Here is a 26,338-nt window from a genome sequence, read left to right as displayed (position 1 = left end):
TTTGGCAAAAATAAAGCATAAATTGTTATAACTATAAAAACACAGGATCAATTAAGGTTTCACCCCTTATATTTGTCAAAATTTTAAGAAGCAACATGACTGAACTTAGACAGATTATAGAAAAAGCATGGGAAGACAGGGCATTATTGAAAGATGCCGCTACCCAAAAAGCCATTCGGGAAGTGATCGATTTATTGGATGCCGGAAAACTCCGTTGTGCCGAACCGACCGAAAACGGTTGGCAGATCAATGAATGGGTAAAAAAAGGTGTTGTATTGTATTTTCCCATTCAAAAAATGGAAACCCTGGAAGCGGGCATTTTTGAATACCATGATAAGATTCCGCTAAAAAGAGGGTATAAAGAGAAAGGCATTCGTGTGGTACCCCATGCCGTAGCCAGACATGGTTCATATATTTCGGCCGGTACTATTTTGATGCCCAGTTATGTGAATATCGGCGCCTATGTTGATGAAGGCACCATGGTCGATACTTGGGCCACCGTAGGTAGCTGTGCCCAAATCGGCAAGAACGTACATTTAAGTGGTGGTGTTGGCATCGGAGGTGTTCTTGAACCATTACAGGCCGCCCCGGTAATTATTGAGGATGGCGCCTTTATTGGGTCCCGTTGTATTGTTGTGGAAGGAGTCCGCGTAGAGAAAGAAGCCGTTTTAGGTGCCAATGTGGTTTTAACCATGAGTACAAAGATCATAGACGTAACCGGTGATGAACCTATTGAGACCAAAGGGGTTGTTCCTGCCCGTTCGGTCGTAATACCTGGAAGTTATACCAAAAAATTTCCTGCAGGGGAATTTCAGGTACCCTGTGCATTGATTATTGGTAAAAGAAAGGAAAGTACCAATAAAAAAACATCATTGAACGATGCACTTCGCGAGTACGATGTAGCCGTTTAATATCCTATTTAAAAATTAATTATTATAAAACCCTGCCTTTGAGTAGGGTTTTTGTCTTTCTGATTGTTAACCAATACAATTATCGATAGGAATCCAACCTATTGTGAATGCCCTAATTAAACTGAAATATTTTAGTTGATTCGAAAAATTGTAGGAAATTTACGTATTGTACATACTTTTTCCCTTTTTTTTCTGTTAATTAGAAATACCAATTGGTCTAACCATCCGATGAAATCAAACCTATGTCTCTAACCAAAGAAAAAGTAACCGCCTTAGTGATCACTTTTAATGAAGTAGGATATATTGAAAAATGTATTGAATCCGTTTCATTTGCGGATGAGATCATTGTCGTGGATTCTTATAGTACCGATGGTACGTATGAATACCTTTTGAACCATCCTAAGGTTAAGGTCATTCAACATCCGTTCAAGAACTTTACCGCCCAAAAAGCCTTTACCTTAAAACAGGCGAATAACGATTGGGTTTTGTTTTTGGACGCCGATGAAGTTGTATCGGAAGAACTTCAAAAGGAAATCAAGGAAACGATCAATAACCATCCGAAACATGTTGCCTATTGGTTCTATAGAACATTTATGTTCCAAAATGAACGGTTGCACTTCAGCGGATGGCAGACTGATAAAAATTATCGCCTATTTCGAAAAAGCAAAGTGAACTTCTCTGACAAACGAATAGTTCATGAAACGTTGGACATCAACGGTACATCGGGTAAATTCAAAAATAGACTCACACATTATTGTTATAAGGACTATGGGGTTTACAAAAACAAAATGATGATGTACGGCAGGCTAAAAGCCAAGGAAGCCTTTGTCAAGGGCAAAAAGTTCAGTTATGCCCTACTGCTTCTTAAACCTATATGGAAATTCTTTAATAGCTATATCATTCGATTGGGATTTTTGGATGGCACCAAAGGGATAATCATTTGCCAGCTCGATGCTTTTTGTGATTTGGAACGCTACCGTGAACTACAACGCCTAGAGCAGGAGGAACAGTGGTCCGGGGTTTTCAAGACGATGCCTTGATTCCGTTTTACACCAATCTTCTTTTTTTAGCCCATACTAATTGAATTCCTTGTTTTTTTCGACGTTTTATTTTGGTAGGTTTGCATGGGATTAATTTCATTCAATCATTACTATCATATACGCAGTATTATTTACTCTTGAAACATCTATTTTATTCATAACAAAGAGCTGTCTATTGCGTATTTGTTGTTCGTGTTTCCCGCGTTAACAATTATGGAACTATTAAGATAATCCCACTTGACTTTACTCAAGGGGATAGGTAATATCCAAAATTGATTTTTTTGATTGGATTTGTTTTATGATAAATAAGGCCCTAAAGGATTTATCATATTTTTAAATTATTTATTTTGGATAAAAAGGTTGACGAAAAAATTAGAATAGGGTTTTTATACTTTGAGGAAATCCATCATATTCCCCATTTTATCGGGATAGCATCAGAACTTTCAAAAAACGGAAAATATGAAGTGGACATACTTACTTATAAATCGGACCATAACTATCTATACGGTTTAATACAACTTCTCGAAGCAAAAAATATCCATGTTAAACCATTGGAACAACCTCTGTTCAGAAAGGTTATTGATAAAATAACAGGTAGGAAAAAGCCCAGTTCCGTTTATTTGTACAGAAAACACAAAAATCTATTTCTCACCTATGATGCCTTGGTATTCACAGAAAAAAACCATGCTTTTATCCACAAGGCCAGAGGTGGGAAAAAGAAACCATTCTTAATAATCGCGAATCATGGGGCACCTGGCAGGGGTTACTCCTTTCAACCTGCGGTAAAACTATTCGATCTGGCACTTTTGTGCGGTAATTTTTATGTAGAACGCCTAAAGAAGGAAAAGCTTCTAATAGCTAACCATGCCATAATTGGATATTCGAAATTTGATATTGTTTCTAAGGATAAACAAGATACCCCCTTATTCAATAACGGCAAACCCACTGTTTTATATAATCCGCACTTCAACAAAATAAATTCTTCTTGGTATACCCATGGATTAAATGTCCTTGAGTATTTTTACAATTCAAAGGATTACAATCTGGTTTTTGCCCCACATATCTATCTCTTTAATAGAAAAGGCTTTTTAAAACCAAGTATCATTGACAAAAAATATTTCAATGCCCAGAACATCCATATTGATTTAGGAAGTATAAAGAGTTCAAATATGAGCTATACCCTAAATTCCGATATTTATCTTGGCGATGTGTCCAGCCAAATATTTGAGTTTGGGATAAAACCAAGACCCTCAGTATTCATTAATGCCTTAAAGATTCCTAAAGACAAATGGAAGAACGATCTAAACCACAGATTTTGGAAAACCGGTGAAGTAATCGAGGTGATTAATGAATTTGAAACTGCTTTACATAAATTTGAAGAAAAAAAGGACCAGTATTTAGCAACCCAAAAACAAATTTTCACAGATAATTTCTATATTGATGAACACTATTCCGCTAGTAAAAAAGGAGCGATGGCCATTGATGATTTTATGACCAAGAAAAACACTTTAAAACCGAATAAATTATGAAAATCGTAATCTTAGCAGCAGGTATCGGCTCCCGTTTGGGCAATCCATTTCCCAAACCCCTGACCCCTTTAAGCAACGGAAAGAGCATCATGGGCATGCAATTGGATAATTTAAAGGAATATTTCAATATAGATGATGTCAATATTGTAGTCGGTTTTAAAAAAGACTTGATCATGGAACGTTTTCCTGAAGTCTCCTTTATCTACAATCCTTTTTTTGATAGGACCAATACATCAAAAAGCTTGCTGAAAGCCCTAAAAAAGAACAAAGACCAATCGGTACTCTGGTTAAATGGCGACGTTGTTTTTGATGCCCGTTTATTGAAGGAATTAGCCCCCTACATTCAGAAAGAACAATCCTTTGTCGCGGTAAATACCAGTAAGGTGGCTGAAGAGGAAGTAAAATACACTTTAAAAAACGATTATATCAACGAGCTTTCCAAAACGGTGAAAAACGGATTAGGTGAGGCCGTTGGCATCAACTTTATCGCAAAAAAAGACATCCAAAACTTCATTACAAGATTGGAGGAATGTGATGACAATGACTATTTTGAACGCGGTTTGGAACTGGCCATAGAAAAAGACGGAATTCAAATAAGTGCTGTCGATATCTCGGCATTTGACTGTATGGAGATCGATTTCAAGGAGGATCTGGATAATGTAAATAATCTTTTTCGTTAATGAAGGTCATTCTTTTTTGTCAAAATGCCTATGCTTTCGGGATCATGGACCCTATTCAGGAAGTACTGAAATCAGAATCCCATGAATACCTGTGGTATATTCCCGAAAAACTTTTTGGTGGGTTTCCGTTCAAGAGGGAAAAATTCACCACTAGCATTTTGGATTTGCAATTGTTCAAAGCGGATGCCATCTTCGTGCCTGGCAACGAGGTACCCTATTACCTAAGGGGTCTTAAAGTGCAGATATTCCACGGTCTGGCCGGAGAAAAGAAAGGACATTTCCATATTCGGAATTATTTCGACCTTTATTTGACCCAAGGCCCTTACTTCACCAAAAAATTCAATGAATTAAAAGCAAAACACAAGAACTTTGAGGTCATAGGGACCGGTTGGCCCAAATTGGATGTTTATGGCAAAAGCCGTAATGCCTACCAAAAGGATAAGGAACACATTTTAAGGCAGTTTGATACGGATAAAATCATACTTTTCGCCCCTACCTTTTCCCCTAGGCTCACTGCCGCTCCCTTTTTGTTGCATGAAATCGAGGAACTTGCCCAATCCACGGGCTATGTGATCTTCATCAAATTCCATGACCTAATGGATCCGAAATGGATCACTGCCTATAAAAGCCTTAGCCAACGGATTCCGAATATCATCTTTCAAGAAGAAAAAAACATCATCAAGTTTTTACTCTTAGCCGATGTGTTGATCAGTGATACTTCTTCGGTAATCTATGAATTCCTCCTCTTGGACAAACCCGTAATTTCCTTTAGAAATATCGCCGATAATATCCAATGGGATGATTCTAGGGAATATAAAGGCCTTACAGAAAAAGTACTTGATAACATTCAAAATGATCCGTTTAAATCGCAACGCGATGTTGTCAATCAAGAATACCATCCCTATAGGGACGGGAATTCGGCAAAACGTATGGTTGAGGTGGTTGAAGCTTACATCGGAAAAAATGGAGTACCTGAAACCAGGGATTTATCCTTGGCCCGAAAATTGAAAATCAACAATTTGTTCGGTAAACCCATTACAAATCCATGGAATGGAAACAAAAAGAACAAACTATCCGCTTTATTGATTACCTATAATGAAATCAATCATATCGAAGCTGTTTTGGAGAACATAAGCTTTGCTGATGAAATCATCGTTGTAGATTCCAATAGTACCGACGGCACTATTGATATCATAAAAAAATACCCGCACGTTAAACTTATACAACGTCCCTTTAAAAATTATACCGATCAAAAAGCCTTTGCCATGGACCAAGCCACGAACGACTGGATATTGTTCATGGACGCTGATGAACGACTGACCGACCCCCTTAAAAACGAAATCTTAAAAACAGTAAACTCCGATAAGGAAGATCCTGTTGCTTATATGTTTTTGAGAACCTTTATGTTCAAGGACAAAGTCTTACGGTTTAGTGGATGGCAAAGCGATAAGAATTACCGCCTTTTCAGAAAAAGCAAGGTTCAATTCGACAAAGAACGGATTGTTCATGAAACGTTACTTATCGACGGTAAATCAAGTGTCTTAAAAAACAGATTGATACATTATTCCTACAGTAGCTACCAGGACTATAAGGGCAAGATGATCAAATACGGCCAGATGAAGGCCATAGAGGAATACGAAAAAAACAAGAAGCCTTATTTCTATCATTTTATATTCAGGCCCCTCTATAAATTCCTTAACCATTATGTTTTGCGACTGGGATTCTTGGACGGACGAAAAGGAATCACCATCTGTTATTTAAATGCGCTTGGGGTTTGGTCAAGGTATATCGAGTTACGCAGATTGATCAAGCAAAAACAAAGTACAGTTAATGATAAATAAGACCTTTGAAGTTGAAACCATTTTTTACGGAAGTTTTGAACATCCCTTTACAAGTATTGAAAAATGTATAAATTCCTAATTTACATTTCATATTCATATGGTTTCCCAATCGGAAAACCCTTATATAAAGAAATAAAGAAAAGAAATCATGAAGTAAAGTGGTTTCTAGAGACCTCTGAAGCCAAACAACACAATCCGTTCATTACAAGTACATTAAATACCATTGAGGAAGTCTTGACATATCAGCCCCATATTATACTAACCGCTGCCAATGTAGTTCCCGATTTTTTTCCGGGTTTAAAAGTTCAGATTTTTCACGGCTTTAATGCAGAAAAAAGAAATTTCAGAAAAGGGCATTTTCGGATTCGCGGTTTTTTTGATCTTTATTGTACCCAAGGCCCCTCTACAACGAGTATATTTAAGGAAAAACAAAAAGAACACCCCCATTTTGAGGTTATTGAAACAGGATGGTCCAAAATGGACGCCATGTTCCCTATTCCAGAGAAAGTGGGAAATCAAAGAAATACAATTCTAATAGCCTCAACATTCACAAAAAAATTAAGTTTAGCCTTTGACGAAGAGTTATTTAACAAAATAAAGACCTTATCGGAGAAGGGAATATTCAAGTTTTTACAAATTTTACATCCAAAATTACCGGAGGACATTAAATCCAAGTGGAAAAGTTTACAAGGAGAGAATTTTCTCTATTACGATACCACAGACATAATTCCCTTGTTACACCAAGCTGATATATTGTTATCGGATACTTCATCCGTAATTCAAGAATTTTTGCTACAAAGGAAACCAGTGGTAACCTTCCGTCACAAAATTCCGCAAGATTACATTATCAATGTGAATGAAGTATCCCAAATAGAGGGAGCATTATCGTATGCCTTAACATATCCGACCAAGAAAATAGAACATATTTCAAAATATATATCAAGTATCCATCCTTATTATGACGGCCAATCGAGCTTAAGAATTATAGAGGCTTCCACCCTCTTTTTGCATAAGGACAAATCTTATCTAAAAAACAAACCCATTAATTTAGCCAGAAAATGGAAAATAAGAAGAAAACTGGGATACTTTACAATCAAAAGTTTTTCAAAGCCATTTACGCTTCCTGAAAATTAATGAAAAACAAATATCCTTTCAAGATATTTATTAGCCTAAAATAGTAGATAATCCTAGTCGAAAGCGATAAAGTGTTAGCTTTATCAATCCTTAATCAAACTCTAACTAGATCAGGCCCTATGCAGTTACCCAATCCAGGACCATTTCTTAAACTAGGGTTTGGTCACTTTCCCCAATCCTAAATCCCCCCTCAAAAAGATTATTTATATTTGTAATCATCAAAGGTTTTTATTTAAGTTATTTTCATAAGGATTAATTTTTCAGTAAACGACTGAGTTATTAGTCAAAAATCAAGGTTTCCTTAAGACCCTTTTTCAACTTTTAAAAATGAGTTTTTATCAAATAGGTATACTTAAAATAAACCAAGACTATACAATTAAATGAATCAAGAAATAAAGCAATGCATCCAAATTTTGGAAAATGGCGGACTCATCCTTTACCCTACCGATACGGTTTGGGGCATTGGTTGTGACGCCACTAATGAAACCGCGGTAAAAAAGGTGTATACCTTAAAACAACGTGAAGATTCCAAAGCCTTGATTTGTTTGGTGGCCAATGATGCCATGCTCGAAAGGCATGTAGAAAAAGTGCCTGAGGTGGCCTATGACATTTTGGATCTAGCCACAAAACCAACAACCATCATTTATGACAATCCACTCGGGTTGGCGCAAAACACCATTGCCCAGGACAACACCATGGCCATAAGGGTCGCTTCGGACAAATTTTGCCAATACTTGATCAACAAATTCAAGAGACCCATAATCTCTACATCCGCGAATATAACCGGTGACCCAACACCCCGAAGTTTTAATGAAATAAAGGACCATATTTTAAAAGGTGTCGACTATATTGTAAATTTGCAGCACGATAAAAAAAACGGACCACCTTCATCAATTATTAAGTTAAGTAACGATAGTACCGTTAAAATAATCCGCGAATAGCGATGCAGAAGAACTACCAAGAGGCACTAAATAATCCGATTTTCAATATACTCTCAGAAGCCGCGGACGAGCTTAATGTGGAGAGTTATGTGATCGGTGGTTTTGTACGTGATTATTTTTTACAGCGAGGCAATCCCAAGGATATTGATGTAGTGGCTGTTGGCAGTGGCATTGAATTGGCCAAAAAAGTTGCCCATAAGTTATCTGGAAATCCAAAAATATCGGTTTTTAAGAATTTTGGAACGGCCATGATAAAACATGGGGATTTGGAATTGGAATTCGTAGGGGCACGAAAAGAAAGCTATGACCGCAATAGCCGGAAGCCCTTTGTTGAGGATGGCACATTGCAAGAAGACCAAGAACGCCGGGATTTCACCATCAACGCCTTGGCCCTATCGTTGAACAAATCAAGTTTTGGGGAATTATTGGATCCCTTTAACGGGATTTCCGACCTGGAAGACAAGATTATAAGAACTCCTTTAGAGCCCGGTATCACCTATTCCGATGACCCTTTACGTATGATGCGGGCCATACGGTTTGCCACCCAATTGGATTTCACCATAGAATTGAAATCATTACAGGCCATCACCGAAAACAAAGAACGTATCCAAATCGTTTCCAAAGAGCGGATTGTTGATGAACTGAATAAAATACTGGCTTGTCCTAAACCTTCCATCGGACTGTCCTTACTGCATAAGACCGGACTTCTCGATTACATACTTCCCGAACTCACGGCCTTGGAGGGTATCGAAGAAGTTGAAGGCCAAAGGCATAAGGACAATTTTTGGCATACCCTCGAAGTTGTAGACAACATATCCAAGACCACAGAAAACCTTTGGTTGCGCTGGGCCGCCCTACTACATGACATTGGCAAGGCCCCTACCAAAAAGTTCCATAAAAAAATCGGGTGGACCTTCCATGCCCATGAATTCATAGGGTCTAAAATGGTCTATAAACTCTTTAAAAGATTGCGCATGCCCTTGAACGACAAGATGAAATTCGTTCAAAAAATGGTATTGATGAGCTCTAGGCCGATTGTTTTGGCCGAAGAATTCGTAACCGATTCCGCTGTTCGGAGATTGGTGTTCGATGCCGGTGATTTCGTTGATGACCTAATGACCCTGTGCGAGGCGGATATCACCACCAAAAACCCTAAAAAACAAAAGAAGTACAAGAACAACTTCAAAATGGTACGGGCCAAGATCATAGAGGTTGAGGAGCGGGACCATGTGCGTAATTTCCAACCCCCGATCTCCGGGGAAGAAATCATGGATTTCTTTGGACTTAAACCCTCCAAGGAAATAGGGATTATAAAAGCTGCCATCAAAGAGGCCATTCTAGAAGGTGAAATCCCCAATGAATATGAAGCCGCCAAAGAATTTATGGTACAAAAAGGAATAAAATTGGGTTTAACCCCTAAACCGTAATACATCTGTTTTTCCGTATAGGGATACTGACAATACAGAACGGGCCAAAAAAAATTCAATAATCGAGGTCGTTGCCCGAATGAATAGATAGGTCCAGTTCATTGTCATAAAATGACTTTGTTGTATTTGGCTATGAAAAGGGATAAAAATCCCCTTGCTATTTTTATGGGTTAATTCTTAGATAAACATATGAATATTCGAAAAGAACATTAATTTTGTACTCCTTAACTTTACCACATGTTCAAAAAATACCATTCAATAGCCAAAATCACCTTGGTATTGGTTTATTTGGTCATTATTGCAGGAGCTGTTGTTCGCATGACCGGAAGTGGAATGGGATGTCCGGATTGGCCAAAATGTTTTGGCCACCTGATACCACCAACAGAAGAGTCCCAACTACAATGGAAACCTGGAGAAAGCTATCATAAAGGTCAGGTCATTATCCTCAATGAATCGTTGCAAGTGGCAAAGGAAGATTTTACCAGTGGTAACGAACTGGAAATGCTCCATTGGGAAACCTATACAAAACATGATTACGCAAAATTCAATCCGTGGCATACTTGGATAGAATTCATTAACCGTCTTTTCGGGGCTTTGGCTGGTTTGGCCACTCTGGTATTGGCCATTATGTCTTTCGGATATTGGAAAAAGGAAAAAGGGGTGACCCTTTTATCCTGGCTAGTGGTTTTCGGCATGGGTTTTCAAGCCTGGTTGGGTGCAACCGTAGTTTATTCGGTTCTTGAACCTGTTAGGATTACCATGCATATGGTTATGGCCCTATTGATAGTCGCCATATTGCTCTACCTTATTTTCCGCTCCAATGGGAATAAAAAAACATACATCTATGATTCAAAAACGATGGTGATCTTATCCACGGTTTTTGGGTTGACCCTGATACAGATAATTCTCGGAACCCAGGTTAGACAGTTTGTTGACGAACAGATAGACTTGGTTGGCGAAACGGCAAAAAACCTATGGTTGAACAAACCTATCCTCGCTTTTTACATTCATCGGACATTTTCAGTTGTAGTGGGTCTTGTCAATCTTTATTTGGCATACAGGATTTACAATTTGAATCTTGGTCTCACAAAAATCAATTGGATATTGAGCATTCTCCTTGTCGAAATCATTTCAGGAATGGCCATGTTCTATTGGAATTTCCCTTTTATGAGTCAGACTTTGCATTTGGTATTGGCCTCGTTACTCTTTGGTGTACAATTCTATTTGCTATTGGAATCCTATAATGCGGATAGAAGTCAGAAATCTTCGTAACTTTGCACTCTCTCAAAAATAGAGTCAATGATATATAAAATCCGGATCATCTTGGATGCCCATGAGGATATCTTTCGGGATGTTGAAATCGAGGCGCATAATTCAATGGAGGAATTCCATAATACCATTGCCCAGTCCTTTGGCTTTTTGGGTAATGAAATGGCCTCGTTTTACACCTGTGATGAAAACTGGAAACAAGATGAGGAAATCGCCTTGTTCGATATGAATGAAAGTGGTTCCGATCTTCGGTTAATGAACGAAACTTTTCTTGAGGATATTCTTACCGAGAAAACCCCTAAACTTATTTATGTTTATGATTTCTTGAGTATGTGGACGTTCTTCGTAGAACTGGCCGATATTGTTGAGGAAGAACCTGGACGAACATATCCCAATGTCCTTTTTAGTTTTGGGGAGTTGCCCGAATCGCCACCAGAACGAAAATTCGAAGCGGAAAATACGTCAATCGATTTTGACGATACCTTTGACAACTATGATGACCTGGATTTTGATGAAAATTGGAATTAAGACCCTTAGATCACTTTTCTGAAATTGACTTCAGAAAAATCCATTGAACAAATAACACGTAACACGTAACCCATAATTAGAGATGATAAACCTATACCCTACCCAAATTGAAAGTATTTCTTTGCACCGCGTTGGCAATAAGAACAAAAACGAAGGTATATTTTTATCGGAACAACCCTTTATCCTTAATGATGAGACCACAGGGTTGTTGAAAGAGTATTTTTTCAAACCCTTTAGGGAGAAAGAGGAAAATTATTTTAAACTGACCAATGAGGTTGATGTTGAGTTTAATGAAATTCATAAGATCGTAACAGAAATATTCAATGACCCCGCATGCGCCCATGATCAATCAAAAAGAATAGCAACACATCTTTTTGACCAATCAAACCATCCGCATATCAAAAGTGGGGAAGTCTATGTAGCTCACCTGACCGATGTCGTGCTTGACAATAAAAAAGTGGATGCCATTGGTATCTTCAAAAGTGAATTAAAGCATGATTTTCTACAATTTGAGGAAAATGGAAGCAACTTGGATATTGTCATCCAACAAGGTATCAATATCAATAAATTGGATAAGGGCTGCCTGATTTTCAATGTGAACAAAGAAGAGGGATACAAAGTACTTTCTGTAGATAGTAATCGGTATGATGCCAAATACTGGCTTGAGAATTTTTTGGATGTTGATGCCCTGGCCGATGAAAACTTCTACACCAAAAACTACTTGAAATTCTGCCAGAATTTCGCCAAGGATGTTGTCTTGCCTGCTGAGGACAAACAACAGGAAGTGTTGTTTATGAACAAGGCTGTGAACCATTTCGCGAAAAACGATTCCTTTGAGGAAACGAACTTCTTGAACGAGGTTTTGGAAAATCCGGAACTTATTCCCGAGTTTAAGCACTATAAGGTTGAAAAGGGACCGAAATACAGTATTGAGGATGTCTCTACCTTTGATATCGCCAACAAAGCCGTATCCGACGCGAGAAAGAAGATAAAAAACGTCATCAACCTGGATACCAACATCCAGATAAAAATGGATTTTATCAATCCGGAATCCGCAGAAAAATTCGTTGAAAAAGGATGGGACGAAGAGCGTCAGATGTACTACTATCTAGTATACTTCAACAAAGAAGAAAAAAGCTAGATCTTACTCCAATTTTAAATCCCAAATACCACCAAAAGAACACCGTGTAGTTTGAAATTTGGAATTTGGTATTTGATACTTGTTATTTGTTTTTTAGAATTTGTTTTTTGATACTTGTTATTTGACACTTATTATTTGAAATTTCAAGAAGTCCGACTATATTTTGATCTTGTGCTCAAGAATCTGTTTCATACTGACCCCTTGATAGTTACGTTTCACAAAATCCAAGGCAAGATTCAGGATTTCCCCCATGGTCTTACATTTTTTAAATTGGATATCCTTGGTTAAATCGTAAATCTGCCCTTTAAGCTTTTCAACATTTTCAGGTAAGGATATGTGATCTTTTTTACAGACTTTGTCCAGCAATTTAATCCGGTTTCCCGAACTAAGGATTCGTTTGGCGACAATCGATCTTTCTTCCAACTTGTACTGGTCTATGGAATCTTTCAATAATTTATTACGGACCAGCTCGACCATTTTATAATTCTCCTTGAAAAACTGGGGACGATAAACATTCAATTTACCCTCGAAGGATTGTTGATCAAAATCTATGGCTCTTATCCTATACACGACATGATCAAAATCGTGGGTCGCCACGATTACATAGTTGTATGAGCGCATATCGCCCAACAATCGAATCATACAACGTTCATTGAATTTCACAAACTCCTTGGCCAATTGGGCTTTTTCGATCTCAGTACAATTGGGTAACATCTCCTTGATGAACACATCCCCAGGAATTCCTGCAATATGTTCTTCGATCAAGGTATCCTTATACACCATAAAATTCAGGTTATAAGGGGAAAGCATATGTTCCAATTCCAAACCATAGATCCTTGAAGCATCGGCTTTCTTTACATAGAAATAGGTGAAATTATCGTTAAGGACATTCCTAACCTTGATACGAAAAGGTTTGGAATTACCGAAAGTACAGTAGTCAACCGAGTCAACATTCAAATATTGGTCAATATGCCCGCTTCCGTCGGAGAGTAAAAGTGAGTACACCCGCTTTAAACTCGTATCTATTTCTTGACGGTCAAATTCATTGTAATAGACCCTTACCCAAAGGGTGTCCTCATCATTGGAATCATAAACCACTACGGAACCAATAAAACGTAACAAATCATCATAACAAATAGGTATCTCTATTTTTCTACTATACCTTTCAAGATAAGCTTCCAACGCTTTACTGACTGGATAGGTCGGCTTCTTCTTCGACATCATTTTTTCGTCAATCATCTCCAATGTTTTGTCTAAAGATACAAAAAACGGATACTGCTCTTTATCAAAAAAACAGGTATCTACACCAAAGCCATTACTACGTATTCGCGAGCGTTTACCTATATATTCTTCCCATTGGCAACAAATATCTGTAAATCCCAATAAAAGGTGGTTTTTTCGTAGGAAAGCATAATTAATTCACACGTGGACATATCCCTTCGAACCAACCAACAAAACAATAGGAGTCTTCTTCTGTTATTATTTGTTTTATTTACCTCATTAAATACGTTTGCCCAGTTAAGTGACCTGCATTATTTACCACCTTTAAAGCAGGGAGCGAATAATCAGGGTATACAAAATCAGGCCATCTATTTGTCAACTCCGGAAACCGCCGCTTTTACGGTAAATGTATATCGGGGAACAAATACCTCACCTGTAAACTCCTTCAATATTGACAATCTCAATCCCGCAGTCTGGACATTGGGCAACGGAGACAATAACATTACCCTAGTAAACAATAGCAATACAGGGGTTGTACTCGATAATAGTGGATTACGTTTTGAATCCCCTAGTGGTAAGGAATTCTATGTAAACTATAGAGGGAAATCCGGTTCACAGGCTGCTTCCTTAACCGCCAAGGGTCGACAAGCCATGGGCACCAAATTCAAATGGGGTGGTGTTCCTAACCTAGGTAGTCATGTTTCTAAATCCAACACCTTGGGTATCATGGCAACTGAGGACAATACAACGGTAATATTATCGGGTTATGATTCCAATTGCGAATTTAGGGTAGGTAACGACAGGGCTGGTATTACTGCCGACTCGTATACCATAACATTGGACGCCAACGAGTCTTTTGTTTTTGAAACCTACATAGGCACATCTCCGACCCCAGCCCATGAGGATGGTTGGATCGGCGCCTCAATCGATTCGAATAAGGATATCGTTATCAGTAACGGTATGATCAACTTTGGCAGTCAATCTGGCCAAAGCCACAGGGATGCCGGTATAGACCAACCTGTACCCGAAAACAAATTAGGCAAGGAATATGTTTTTGTAAGGGGTAATGGCAATACGAATGGACTTACAGAATTTCCTCTGGTCATAGCCATTGCCGATAACACTCAGATATTCGTAAATGGTAGTTCAACACCAATAGCCACCATAGATGATGGTGAGTACTACAAAATACCTAGCTCCTATTATTCCTCTAACACAGCGGGTGCAAACATGTTTGTACAAACATCAAAGGATGTATATGCTTATCAATCGATGGCAGGATCAAGTGCCTTGTACACACAAGGACTGAATTTTGTGGCCCCCGTAAACTGTTTGTTACCCGATGTAATGGATAACATTCCGGATATCCGAAACATTGCAGGAACCACTGTCACTGGAGGATTGACAATTACCGCATCGGTAAACACACCGGACGCCAACATTAAGGTATATGAAGATGGTGTGGAAGTTACCAAACCCGCATCTGACCCAGTAGCGGGTTCTTCGGACTGGAAAACTTTCTTTATACCAAATCTTGATGGGGATATTAGCGTAACCTCAACGGGGCCGATGGCTATAGGTTTTTTCGGATATAACGGTGCCCAAGGTGTAGCTGGCTATTTTTCCGGTTTTGATACCGTACCGGAGGTAGTGCTGAAAATTAACGGGGGAACTATAGGCGAATGCTTCGCTGGTTCCAGTATTTTTGAGGCCTCAGATGATAATTTCGATGCGTATCAGTGGTATTTCGATGGGCAATTGATCGAAGGGGCAAACTCCTATGACTATGCTGCAACTGCAGCGGGAGACTATTATGTTCGGGGTACCAAAGGACCCTGTACCTATGATTCCCAATCAATTACTGTTTTCTACTGTGAAGGGGATATCGTAGTCAATAAAACCGTAGACAAACCGGAAATCGTAGAAGGGGAAACGGCAACTTTCACCATAAGGGTAGAAAATTTAAACTTTAAACCTGTAACCAATCTCCAGCTTACGGATAATATTCCATCCGGATTAACTTTAGTTAGCGCTTCTACCACAACAGGAACTTGGAATGGGACCGTATGGAACATTGGGACATTGGAACCAGGGGTGCCGGTGTTTTTAGAACTTGAAGTAGTAGGGGATGAAATTGATATCGCACCCCTAATCAATGTTACCAATACCGTTTCCCATACGCAAGACCAAATAGATGAAAATATCACGGAGGATATCCTTACTGCCAGCATAATCGTACACAATGATTTTGATAATGATGGTGTGGTGGATATTGTGGATGTTGATGACGATAACGATGGTATTTATGATAGTGATGAATGCGAAGGGGCGTTTTGCTTTGAATCCATACTCAACGAAAGTTTTGAAGATCCCAATGTTTCAAGTTTTTCCATTCTCAATGAAAGTAGTGTTCCAGGATGGTTTACGACCGCGACCGATAAAAAAATTGAAATATGGAAATCAGGTTTCTTAGGTGTAAATTCATATGACGGTAACCAACACGCCGAACTTAACGCCAACAACTATGGGGCATTATATCAAAACCTATGTTTGACACCAGGTACCGAAATGAGTTGGTCGGTCAGACATAGAGGACGGGCTGGTACCGATGTTATGCAGTTGAGAATCGGGGCTGATCTTGCCAGTGCCACAGTACAAGAAACAATGACCACCGATAATACGGCTTGGGTGGAGTATTCAGGAACCTATACCGTACCTGTAGGCCAAACCAATACCGTGTTTATTTTTGAGGCCGTATCTACCGCCAATGGCAGTATTTCCGTGGGTAACTTTATCGATGATATCAAAATCAACATTCTTGTACCCGAGACCTGTATTGATTCTGATGGTGATGGGTACCCAAACAATATTGACTTGGACAGTGATGACGATGGTTGTTCCGATGCCAATGAATTCTACAAAGACAACAATGCAGATGGTGGTGATGGTGGTGAATACGGTACCGGGACACCTGCGGTTGACCCGGATACAGGTGCCGTAATAGGCGCATCGTACACCTTGGTTTTAGCCCCTGAAATCGCTTTAGGGAATACGGCCGAAGATTTAGGAACAAACGATATTAACGGACAGGAGATCGCTCTAGGTGATACTTTTGATTATGTCCTTCGATTCCAAAATACAGGAAACGATAATGCTACGGCTTATACCATTAGGGATATACTACCGGCCAATGTAACCGTAGATGATGTGGATATAACAGGTGCTACCGGGGTAACGTATGATCACGATGCCGTTAACAACATTATCACCTTTGATATTCCGGATAGCTTAGTAGAAGTAAACGACCCTGAATATACGATCCGGATAACGGTAACCTTATCCTCCAACTGTTCCGAATTTGTAAATGCCTGTTCAAACACCATAGAAAATTTGGCATACTCCACCTATCAAGGGGTTACGAACACCAATACCTATAGCGATGAACCGGGATCAATACTGACCCCCACCTGTAATGACACCACCGCAGTGGCCACAAACAGTTTGTCAAATACCCTGCAAGGCTGTAATACGGCCAGAACAGTACAACTATGTGGTGATGATGCTACCTTAACGGCAGGTTCAGGATTTACAACATATACATGGGCAATAGACGCCAATGGTAACGGTCAAATAGATGCCTCGGAAACACCGATTGATGATGGTGATAGTGACCCTAGCACATTGGTGATTACGGAAGTTGGTAATTACATCGTTGAAAAAAGTGGAGCAACAGGATGTTCTGACTTAGTTGAACTGATAACGGTTGAACGTTTTGGGTCAACACAGACCAACCCTATTATAACATACTTCAACCAAGTAAATTCAGATGCAAACACGGATAATGATTTACAAGGAGAAATCGTATCCTGTTCAATTGATGGTAGTGAAATGCCACATATATTCCTATGCGGCGAAAACGATGAAGCTACTTTACAATTGGGAATAACCGATGCAGAAAGCATCGTATGGCAACAATTGGATGAAGCTAGTTGCTCTGGCATAGAAGATGATTGTGCAACTACCAACTCTGGTTGTTCTTGGACAGATCTTGCCATCCAGGATAATTATACGGTATCCGATAGTGGTAAATACAGAGTAGTGATCAATTATGAAAATGGTTGCTTCAGTCGTTTTTACTTCAACGTGTACAAAAACACATTGGATATAGATTATATTTCTTCGGATATTTTGTGTAATACTTCTGGAAACATCAGAATTACAAATCCAAATTCTAGTTATGGTTATCAACTTGTAGATGCAACCACAGAAAGTATTGTTATTCCTTTTTCCGATGATAACGGTCCTAATTTCGATATTACTACTAGTGGCACCTATAAAGTTCAAATTACCACCCTCGACCCTACAACGGGAGATCCAATTGACAATGCGTGTATTTTTGAAACTGAGGATATCGGTATCCAGGAAATGGATTATAAGGTAAATATTGAAACAACCCTAGCCGACTGTAGCGGTTTTGGAACCATTTCAATCCAAGCCTTGAATGTACTTCCAGATTATAGTTATGAACTTCGTTTAGATGACGGGAACAATAGTGGTGCGGGAACATTTTTCCAAGAAATGGTTGCTATCAGTGACAATACTTATACGTTTAATAGTGTTCCTCCTAATGACTATATTGTCATTACCACAACAGAGGATGGTTGTACCGATACTCAAAATATTACCGTAGACGAATATCCTACCCTTAATTTAACGGCTAGTGTAAGTGAAAACATTACCTGTAATTCAGGTATGATAACCTTAACACCTAGTGGGGGTAACCCCGATCCAAATTACGACATGGCCATTTGGAGCATTGGTGGGGTTGGACTTTACACAAGTCCGGAAGACGTACCAGCCTCCGAACTTCAAACTACCAACGACTTCGTATTTACCGATAGTAGTGATGCCAATGACTATGTATTTATCGTTTTTGATGACAATGGATGTAGTACGCTATCAAATAGTGTAACCTTACAGGATTTGGGTCCAGTAACCATTTCTGCGTCTCACACCGCTATTGTTTGCGCCGATTCTTCTACATCAACATTGACCATAACGGCAAGTGGAGGTACGGCACCTTACGAATATAGTTTGGATGGTGGCGCCAACTACCAATCCACAAATACATTTACCAATTTAGGTGGCGGTTCCTACACGATTACCGTCAGGGATTCTAGTGGATCAGCTACATCGAGATGTATTGGAACAAAGGAGTATGAAATAGACCAACCTTTTAGATTGACAGCTTCCGCGGCAATCGTAGAAAATGCTTCCTGTGACCCTTCGGGAGCCTTGGTTAAAATATTAAATGCAAATGGCGGTCAAGCACCATATACTTATAGTTTTGATGGCGGTTCCAATTATACCGGTACTAATGAAAAACGATTGACAGCAGGCACTTACAACCTATCCATAAAGGATAACCTAGGTTGTAGTTATGACATGGGCATCACCGTAGATGCCCCTATGTCCGACCCAAGTTTCACCAATGCTATCGACTATAACTGTGATGGATCGGGTACCATAACCATTACTCCGAGCAATACTACGGACTTCAGCTACACCTATAGTCTAAATAGCACTGACAATACCCCTGTGGACAATAACATATTCAATAATGTAGCCCCAGGGACCCATACGGTTACCGTAGGGTATTCCAGCGCTATCACACCTAATCAAAGCACCCTTTTCTTGGAGGATTTTGGAACAGGAATAACCACTAAAATAGGGGAAATAGGCCCGGGATATTGTTACGAACCGCAAGATGGTTCGGATACTGCTTGCAACTTAGGTCCTACCGGTATTTTGGTCAATGGCGAATACGCAGTTACAAATACAGTAACCAACCCTAATACATCATGGAGAACACCTAACGACCATACCGGCTTAACGGATGGTAGGTTCATGGCCATTGGGGTAAGTACCTCAGCAGGCAATAACAATGTTTTATGGTCCAGAACCGGTTTGGATGTTCTGGCAAACCAAGATATTACAATTTCCTTTTATGCTTATAACCTATTAATAGACGGTGCTTCGGGCAATGACCCAGAAGTCCTTGTCGAACTTGTGGATGCTTTTGGAACTGTAATCAGTAGCGCTGCCACTTCAGCAATCCCTCAAAACAACAATGCCAATGATTGGCATCTACGGGAGGTTACCATTAACCCAGGATCAAATACGGTCGTTGGCGTTGTCTTACGTACCAACTTGGATAGCGACGATGGAAACTTCTTGGTCTTGGACGATATCCAAGCTTCCCAGATTCCTGAAGTATGTGAAACCACACAGGATCTAACAATTGTTGTAGAGGACAACAAAGAATTTAGTGCCAGTATTTTGGGTAGTACAAACCCAACATGTAATGGCACCAGCGATGGTAGTATCCGTTTTGAAGTAAAGAATTTTGACACGGCCACAGGTTATGAATATTCAACCGACGGTGGTACTAATTGGACCATTGAAACGGCGGCCATCGTCACCACGCCTGCAACATTGGCGGACGGGACCTATAATATTATGGTCCGTAAGGTAAGCGACAATACCTGTACGGCTACATCGGCTACATCGGCAACTTTGACAGCTCCATCAACCATAGTTCCCGATTTAAAGCAAACAGCAGAATACACATGCTTTAATACCGGTGCCACTTTAGAGGCTTCCGCTACTGGTGGTACGCCAGGTTATGAATACCAATTAGAGGATACTTCCGGTACTGTTGCGATAGCCTATCAAACCAATACGATCTTTAACAATATTGCCGACGGCGATTACCTAATACGTGTAAAAGATGTGAATGGTTGCGAAGTACTATCAACACTACCCATAACGGTCTCCGCACCGGAAACAGTGGATTTTGACACCACTTTTACAACATGTTATGATGGTGGAAACAACGCTACGATTACGGTTGATGTAACTTCGGGCAATGGTGACTATACCTTTAGAATCAATGGCGGTGGATGGGTTACCCCTGCATCGACCACTCCAACGACATATACATTTACAGGATTGACCAATGGGTCATATACGATTGATGTAGATGACACTTTTGGTTGTGGTCCTGTACAAAAAACAATCGTCATACAACCTAATTTAAATGCTACAGTAGATGTCACGGATGTTAGTTCTTGTGGAGATGGCAACATTACGGTTACCGCCAGTGGTGGTGACGGAAACTTGGCGTATGCCTTTGTTCCGACAACAACCCCTGTAACAGCAGCAGATTTTAGTGCTACAAGCACATTTGCAGTTGCAGCGGCAGATACTGGCGCGTATGATGTTTATGTATGGGACAACGGTGCAGCGGATCCACATTGTGAATTTATGGAAACGGTCACCGTAAACCCTGCAACCCAATTAACTTTCACAGCAACACCAACAGACCCAGAATGTCATGACGGATTAGGAACTATTGCTGTAGAAGTCACTTCAGGTATTGCGCCATATACTTATGAAATCGTAGATTTAGACAATGGTGGTGCTTCCAACGAGACAGTTACCAACGTAATCAACAATACAAAAACGTTTTACAATTTAATTCCGGGTGATTATACGATTAACATTACAGATGCTAGTGGTTGTACGTTAACAACGACCCCTAATGTGACCATTAACAATCCTATAGAACTAATAGGTGAATACAGAGGTGTTTTACCTTCTTCTTGTTCCAGTGTTGACCCTAATGATTATGGTTTCGAATTTTTTAACTACCCAACTACATTGGGTACGATAGAATTTAGTGCCGACGGTGGTAGTACGTGGGTTGCAGACAACTCTGTACCCGGTATATCGGATGTTATAACCGGTTATTTATCCGGAGAAAATGTTAATCCATCAATGAGGACAGTAGATGGTTCAGGAAACACAATTTGCCAAACAGATTTTCCAAGATTCACAATCCCTTATCCTTTGGATAATTTAGACATCAAATTAACGGCAATCGTTGTTAACTGTAATGAGTTACAAGTTAAAGTTCAAGGCTCCGAAGGTACTCCTGGTTACGAATATGCTTATTCTGATAATCCTGCTAATTTTGACCCTGCTACTGCAACCTGGATTGCTGGTGGAACTGATGATGATTCGTCAGGTACTATGGTCACTGTTCCTGCGGGACACGGCAATCATACTTGGTCAGGTTTGGTTCCTGGTAGAACATATATGTTTTACGTTAAAGATTTTAATGGTTGTGTACGACAAAGTGATAGAAACGTCAATGATATTATAGACCCATTACCCTTACAAATAGATATTACTTCCACACCAACTTGTTTTGGAGTACCCAATGGAAATATAACCTATACAATCACAGATAACAAATCTCCTTTTGGTACTGAATTTAGATGGGAATTATATGACATGTCCAGTGGAACAGCGACTTTAGTAGATCAAAGTCCTGGAAATGTTCCTTTCGCTTCCCCTCACACCCTTATATTCAACACTTTGACTGAAGGAGAGTATTTTATTCAGATTACGGAAATAGATGGCGGCACGGATACATGTATTTCTGCTTCGGAAAACTTATTGTTGGAAGAATTAGATGTTATTACCGCAGACTTAAACAAACTACAGGATATTTCTTGTGAAAACCCCGGTCTTATCAAAATTGATAATATCGTAGGTGGTGGAGGCACATACACTTTCACCCTTACGGATGATTTAGGAAACCCCGTTGCTACTGGTACTACGGACAATCCGTTAGAGATTCCTGCTGGTTCTGCCGCAGGGGATTACTCGGTCAGTATCAGTGACCAATATGGCTGTGCGTATCCTTTAGGCGATGTTACCATGGCATTATCCGCTAATCCAACTATCAGCAACATTGTCGTTGATAATTGTAGTACATCCCCAACAATTACGGTTACGACCACTATAGGAGATTCTTCTAATTTATTATACTCCATTGATGGTGGAATTACGTATGAAGACAATGGTGGCGTATTTACAAATGTTGCTGTTGGCAATTATACCATATTCGTTAAGGATGGTAATGGCTGTACAGATTCAGATTCAGTAGATGTGTATCCAACATTGCAAGCATCAGCTTCTTTAGAGGAAAATTTAGGGTGTACCAATGATGCGGAGATTCTAATAAGTGCATCATCAGGTTCTGGCAATTATGAATATGAAATAGAAGATTCCCTAGGGAATACTATTACATCAAGAACTGCATTTACGACAACTGCTACTGTGATGATCTCAAATGCAGAAACCTATACGGTTACGGTGTACGATACAAATACTTCGAACCCGGAATGTGAACGTGTGTTTACTGTTGTGGTGCCTGATGCAATTCAGCCCAACTTTACAGCAACACCAACAGGTGTGACCTGTAATGGAGGTTCAGACGGTAAGATTGAATTAGTACAAGTAAACAACGGAAATAACCCGCTGACTTACAGCATTGATGTTCTTCCTGCTGGTGCCAGTTGGGATAATACGACCCAATCTTATATCAAATTACCAGGTGGCACTTATGAAATTACGGCAACAGGTCCTAATGGTTGTACGTCTCCTCCAATAAATGTTACCATTGACGAAAATCCAGCTATTGATTTTAATACTCCAGGAGTAACACAATTTGGTTGCACCACCGACAATACAACGAACAATGCCATAATCACTTTGGACGAAACTACTTTGATAGGTGGCACTACTACTTATTCGCGTTACGAGTTCGAAGATGCTTCGACTGGTACTATTTTACAAAGTGGATTAACTGCTACATATGCATACACAGACTATGCAGGTGGTAATGTAATCGTCCGTGTTTTCGATGATGCTGGATGTTCTTCTGAACAAACAGTTACCGTAAACCCTTATGACCCATTGATTTCGGCATCAACATTTGTACTTACTGATATTAGTTGTGCTACTACGAATACTGGTGAGGAAATTAGGGTGGATGTTACGACCAACAGTACCACATACACTACAAATCCCGGATATTTTGAATATAGATTATTACCTTCGGGAACGGCACAGGCGTCAAATATTTTCCCAGATCTACAAGTCGGGACCCATACTATTGAGATAACCAATACTACGACCCAATGTTCAATTACTACGGAACTTGTGGTAGAGGAACCCAATACTTTTGATATAACCGTTGATGTTCTTTCCAATGTTGTCTGTTTTGGTGATGATGGTAGTATACAAATAACCTTTGCCGATGCCACCTATACCGGTGATTTTGACTGGGAAGTTCTAAATGCCGATGGCACATCAACAAGTAGAACGGATGATGAAGGTACTTTCTCTGGCACAGGCACAACGACTACCATACCAGCCGCAGCGGGCACTTATATTGTTAGAGCGGTACAAGCTGCATTCCCAGAGTGTAGCCAAGAACGCACCTTTACGGTTACAACACCCCCTGCTGCAGTAACTTTGGATACGGTTGAAACATCGAGTGTCGGTTGTTCCAATGGTGAAGGCACAGCCAACATCATCCCATTAGGAGGGAAAGCTTTATATGACATTGAATTAATCAATACCAATACTACCTCCGTTTACAATGCTACACAAGTGAACGCTAATCTATTCAAAGGATTGGAAGCTGGTGTGTATAACGTACAGATAACCGATGCGCTTGGATGTTCACAGCTATTTACGAATGCCTTTGAACTTGTAGAACCAGATGCCCTAACAGGTACGATTACGAATACCGAATTAGTGTGTACCGGCGACACGGACGCTTCCGTCTCTTTTATTATCGACCCTACAAGAAATGTAAGTCCGAATTATAGCTACAGCCTTAATACGTATGACGATGCGGCAGGAACAACACTGTTGCGCAACGCTGCAGCACAGACAAGCCCGGATTTCCATGATCTTAGTGCCGGCTTCTATAGTATTAGTGTTACGGATGATATTGGTTGTGCATATGAAACAGCCATTGTTGAAATCGTAGCGCCAACGGATGTCGATGCCATATTAATTACGGAAAAACCCAATAGTTGCCTTGCAGGAGCGGACCTTTTACTTGTTGCTTCCGGCGGAACGGCTCCTTATACCTGGAGTGGGGATGGCATTACTTACAACAGTATGAACGAGACCAATGGTACAGATTCCCACCTGTTCCAAAATATGGCTATTGGCAATTATAGTTATTATGTTAAGGATGACTTTAATTGTGTATCCGTCATTTCCAACGAAATAACCGTAAACGCTATTGAAGAATTGACCATGACCTTGGATACCTCAGCAGCGACCGTAAATTGTTCGGGCGATAGTTCTGCTGTGATCATAGCGGATGCTGATGGTGGACTTGGCAGCTATCAATATGCTTTATTTGGGGATGCTACCTTGACAACGGAAATAAGGGCGAACCAAACTGATGGAACCTTTGCCGACCTTCCAAGTGGAACGTATTATGTAAGGGTCCAAAGTAGGGATTGTGAAATCGTGTCCGAAGCAATTATAATTGAAGAGCCTATACCACTTACCTTGGATTATGAAATAACGGATGTTACCTGTAATGGGGAAGATAATGGTAGTATTGTTATAAACTTAAGCGGTGGCACGGGGGATTACTTATTTGCAATTTCCCCAAATCTCAATCAATTTATAGAGGAAAATACATTTGATGGATTAAGCCCTGGGGATTATACGGTAATTGCCCAAGACAGCCTTGGTTGTTATGAAGTTATAGAATTCACAATAACGGAACCAACGACTTTAGAGATGGATTACACCGTACAGAACGAAATATGTTTTGAGAGCAGCGATGGTTCAATCACCTTGGACATCACTGGGGGTACCGCACCGTACTTTACAAGTTTAAATACTAACGAATCCGGTGATTTTGTCGAAGATAAACTCTTATATGAAAACCTATCGGCAGGTTACTATACCGTATATATTAAAGATGCCAATGGTTGTTCTACCAATGATTTAATCAACGTTGAAGTAGGTGCAAACCTCAATGCCACAACTGAGGTCATCTATGAATGTACCGGTGATACGCCTAACAATAGCCTTAGTATTACCTTAGAGGATGAGAGTGTTAACGGTGATGTACTTTATGCTTTGGACTCTACGGATCCCGCTGACTTTGTACTAGAACCCAACTTCACTGATATGACTGCTGGGGACCATTACCTAACCATAGCACATGCCAATGGTTGTATACGCACTTTTGATTTTGAAGTAATCGGCTACACAGCCTTGACACTCGTTACAACCCAGGAAGGCATTAATGAAATCACCGCCTATGCTTCCGGCGGAAAAGAGGATTACACGTACTATTTTGATGGCGTGGACAATGGCGATGACAATACTTTTATGATCAATAGAACGGATACTTATGAAGTACGTGTCGTTGATGAAAATGGTTGTGAAGCAATTTCAGAAATTTATATCGAATTCATTGATATTGAGATTCCAAATTTCTTTACTCCCAATGGTGATGGCACTAGAGATATGTGGACCCCTATCAACATAGAAATTTATCCTGACATCTTCATAAAGATATATGACCGATATGGTCGAATCATCTACCGATTCAAAGACAATCAAGATGGATGGGACGGTCTTTATAACAACACCGAATTACCCTCGGGTGATTATTGGTACATTATAAAACTAAATGGTGAAGCGGATGAAAGGGAATTTGTTGGCCACTTTACATTATACCGATAACTGAAAAATCCTAGGGCAGCAATAAGAAATGTTG

Annotated in this window: 13 protein-coding genes; 12 read left to right on the top strand and 1 reads right to left on the bottom strand. The window is 39.8% G+C overall.

Translation table 11 applies throughout. The features are described 5' to 3' along the window. Positions 1–95: 95 nt before the first annotated feature. The 11 genes from HPE56_RS15220 to HPE56_RS15170 all read left to right on the top strand — a co-directional run bounded on the left by HPE56_RS15220 (position 96) and on the right by HPE56_RS15170 (position 12,441). Positions 96–911 (top strand): 2,3,4,5-tetrahydropyridine-2,6-dicarboxylate N-succinyltransferase, encoded by an 816-nt coding sequence (locus HPE56_RS15220; RefSeq protein WP_188244605.1) that lies wholly within the window; start codon positions 96–98, stop codon positions 909–911. A 242-nt stretch (positions 912–1,153) separates the two neighbouring features. Further along, complete coding sequence (locus tag HPE56_RS15215; protein WP_188244604.1) at positions 1,154–1,951, top strand: glycosyltransferase family 2 protein; 798 nt, start codon at positions 1,154–1,156, stop codon at positions 1,949–1,951. A gap of 347 nt (positions 1,952–2,298) precedes the next feature. Beyond that, positions 2,299–3,480 carry a hypothetical protein gene (locus tag HPE56_RS15210; RefSeq protein ID WP_188244603.1) on the top strand — a complete coding sequence of 394 codons (1,182 nt, stop codon included), beginning with the start codon at positions 2,299–2,301 and terminating at the stop codon, positions 3,478–3,480. Then, the gene (locus HPE56_RS15205) at positions 3,477–4,160 is read left to right on the top strand and encodes a phosphocholine cytidylyltransferase family protein (protein WP_188244602.1); all 684 of its coding nucleotides are present in this window, start codon (positions 3,477–3,479) and stop codon (positions 4,158–4,160) included. Before HPE56_RS15210 ends, HPE56_RS15205 begins: the two co-directional genes overlap by 4 nt. Beyond that, positions 4,160–6,001: a CDP-glycerol glycerophosphotransferase family protein gene (locus HPE56_RS20580; protein ID WP_188244601.1), complete on the top strand. Its 1,842-nt coding sequence runs from the start codon at positions 4,160–4,162 to the stop codon at positions 5,999–6,001. Before HPE56_RS15205 ends, HPE56_RS20580 begins: the two co-directional genes overlap by 1 nt. 63 nt (positions 6,002–6,064) lie before the next feature. Then, the gene (locus HPE56_RS15195) at positions 6,065–7,135 is read left to right on the top strand and encodes a CDP-glycerol glycerophosphotransferase family protein (protein WP_188244600.1); all 1,071 of its coding nucleotides are present in this window, start codon (positions 6,065–6,067) and stop codon (positions 7,133–7,135) included. 380 nt (positions 7,136–7,515) lie between these two features. Continuing rightward, the gene (locus HPE56_RS15190) at positions 7,516–8,076 is read left to right on the top strand and encodes an L-threonylcarbamoyladenylate synthase (protein WP_188244599.1); all 561 of its coding nucleotides are present in this window, start codon (positions 7,516–7,518) and stop codon (positions 8,074–8,076) included. 2 nt (positions 8,077–8,078) lie between these two features. Beyond that, on the top strand, positions 8,079–9,503 hold the full coding sequence (locus tag HPE56_RS15185; protein WP_188244598.1) for a CCA tRNA nucleotidyltransferase: 1,425 nt from the start codon (positions 8,079–8,081) through the stop codon (positions 9,501–9,503). Between the two features lie 237 nt (positions 9,504–9,740). Continuing rightward, positions 9,741–10,775: a COX15/CtaA family protein gene (locus HPE56_RS15180; RefSeq protein ID WP_188244597.1), complete on the top strand. Its 1,035-nt coding sequence runs from the start codon at positions 9,741–9,743 to the stop codon at positions 10,773–10,775. Between the two features lie 27 nt (positions 10,776–10,802). After that, on the top strand, positions 10,803–11,300 hold the full coding sequence (locus HPE56_RS15175; protein ID WP_188244596.1) for an IS1096 element passenger TnpR family protein: 498 nt from the start codon (positions 10,803–10,805) through the stop codon (positions 11,298–11,300). Between the two features lie 82 nt (positions 11,301–11,382). Beyond that, positions 11,383–12,441, top strand: a complete 1,059-nt coding sequence (locus HPE56_RS15170; protein ID WP_109649276.1) for a nucleoid-associated protein — start codon at positions 11,383–11,385, stop codon at positions 12,439–12,441. Positions 12,442–12,597: 156 nt separating this feature from the next. Here HPE56_RS15170 and HPE56_RS15165 read toward each other — a convergent pair whose 3' ends face one another. After that, entirely contained in the window at positions 12,598–13,680 is a 1,083-nt protein-coding gene (locus HPE56_RS15165) for a hypothetical protein (protein ID WP_188244595.1), read from the bottom strand. A gap of 186 nt (positions 13,681–13,866) precedes the next feature. Between HPE56_RS15165 and HPE56_RS15160 the strand changes: the two genes are divergently transcribed. Further along, positions 13,867–26,304 (top strand): T9SS type B sorting domain-containing protein, encoded by a 12,438-nt coding sequence (locus HPE56_RS15160; RefSeq protein WP_317173218.1) that lies wholly within the window; start codon positions 13,867–13,869, stop codon positions 26,302–26,304. Positions 26,305–26,338 lie beyond the last annotated feature (34 nt).

This window comes from Maribacter aquimaris, assembly GCF_014596745.1.
In the GTDB taxonomy this organism is placed as follows: domain Bacteria; phylum Bacteroidota; class Bacteroidia; order Flavobacteriales; family Flavobacteriaceae; genus Maribacter_A; species Maribacter_A aquimaris.
The sequence above is the reverse complement of the archived record's forward strand: the minus strand, read 5'-3'. Positions and strand labels throughout refer to the sequence as shown.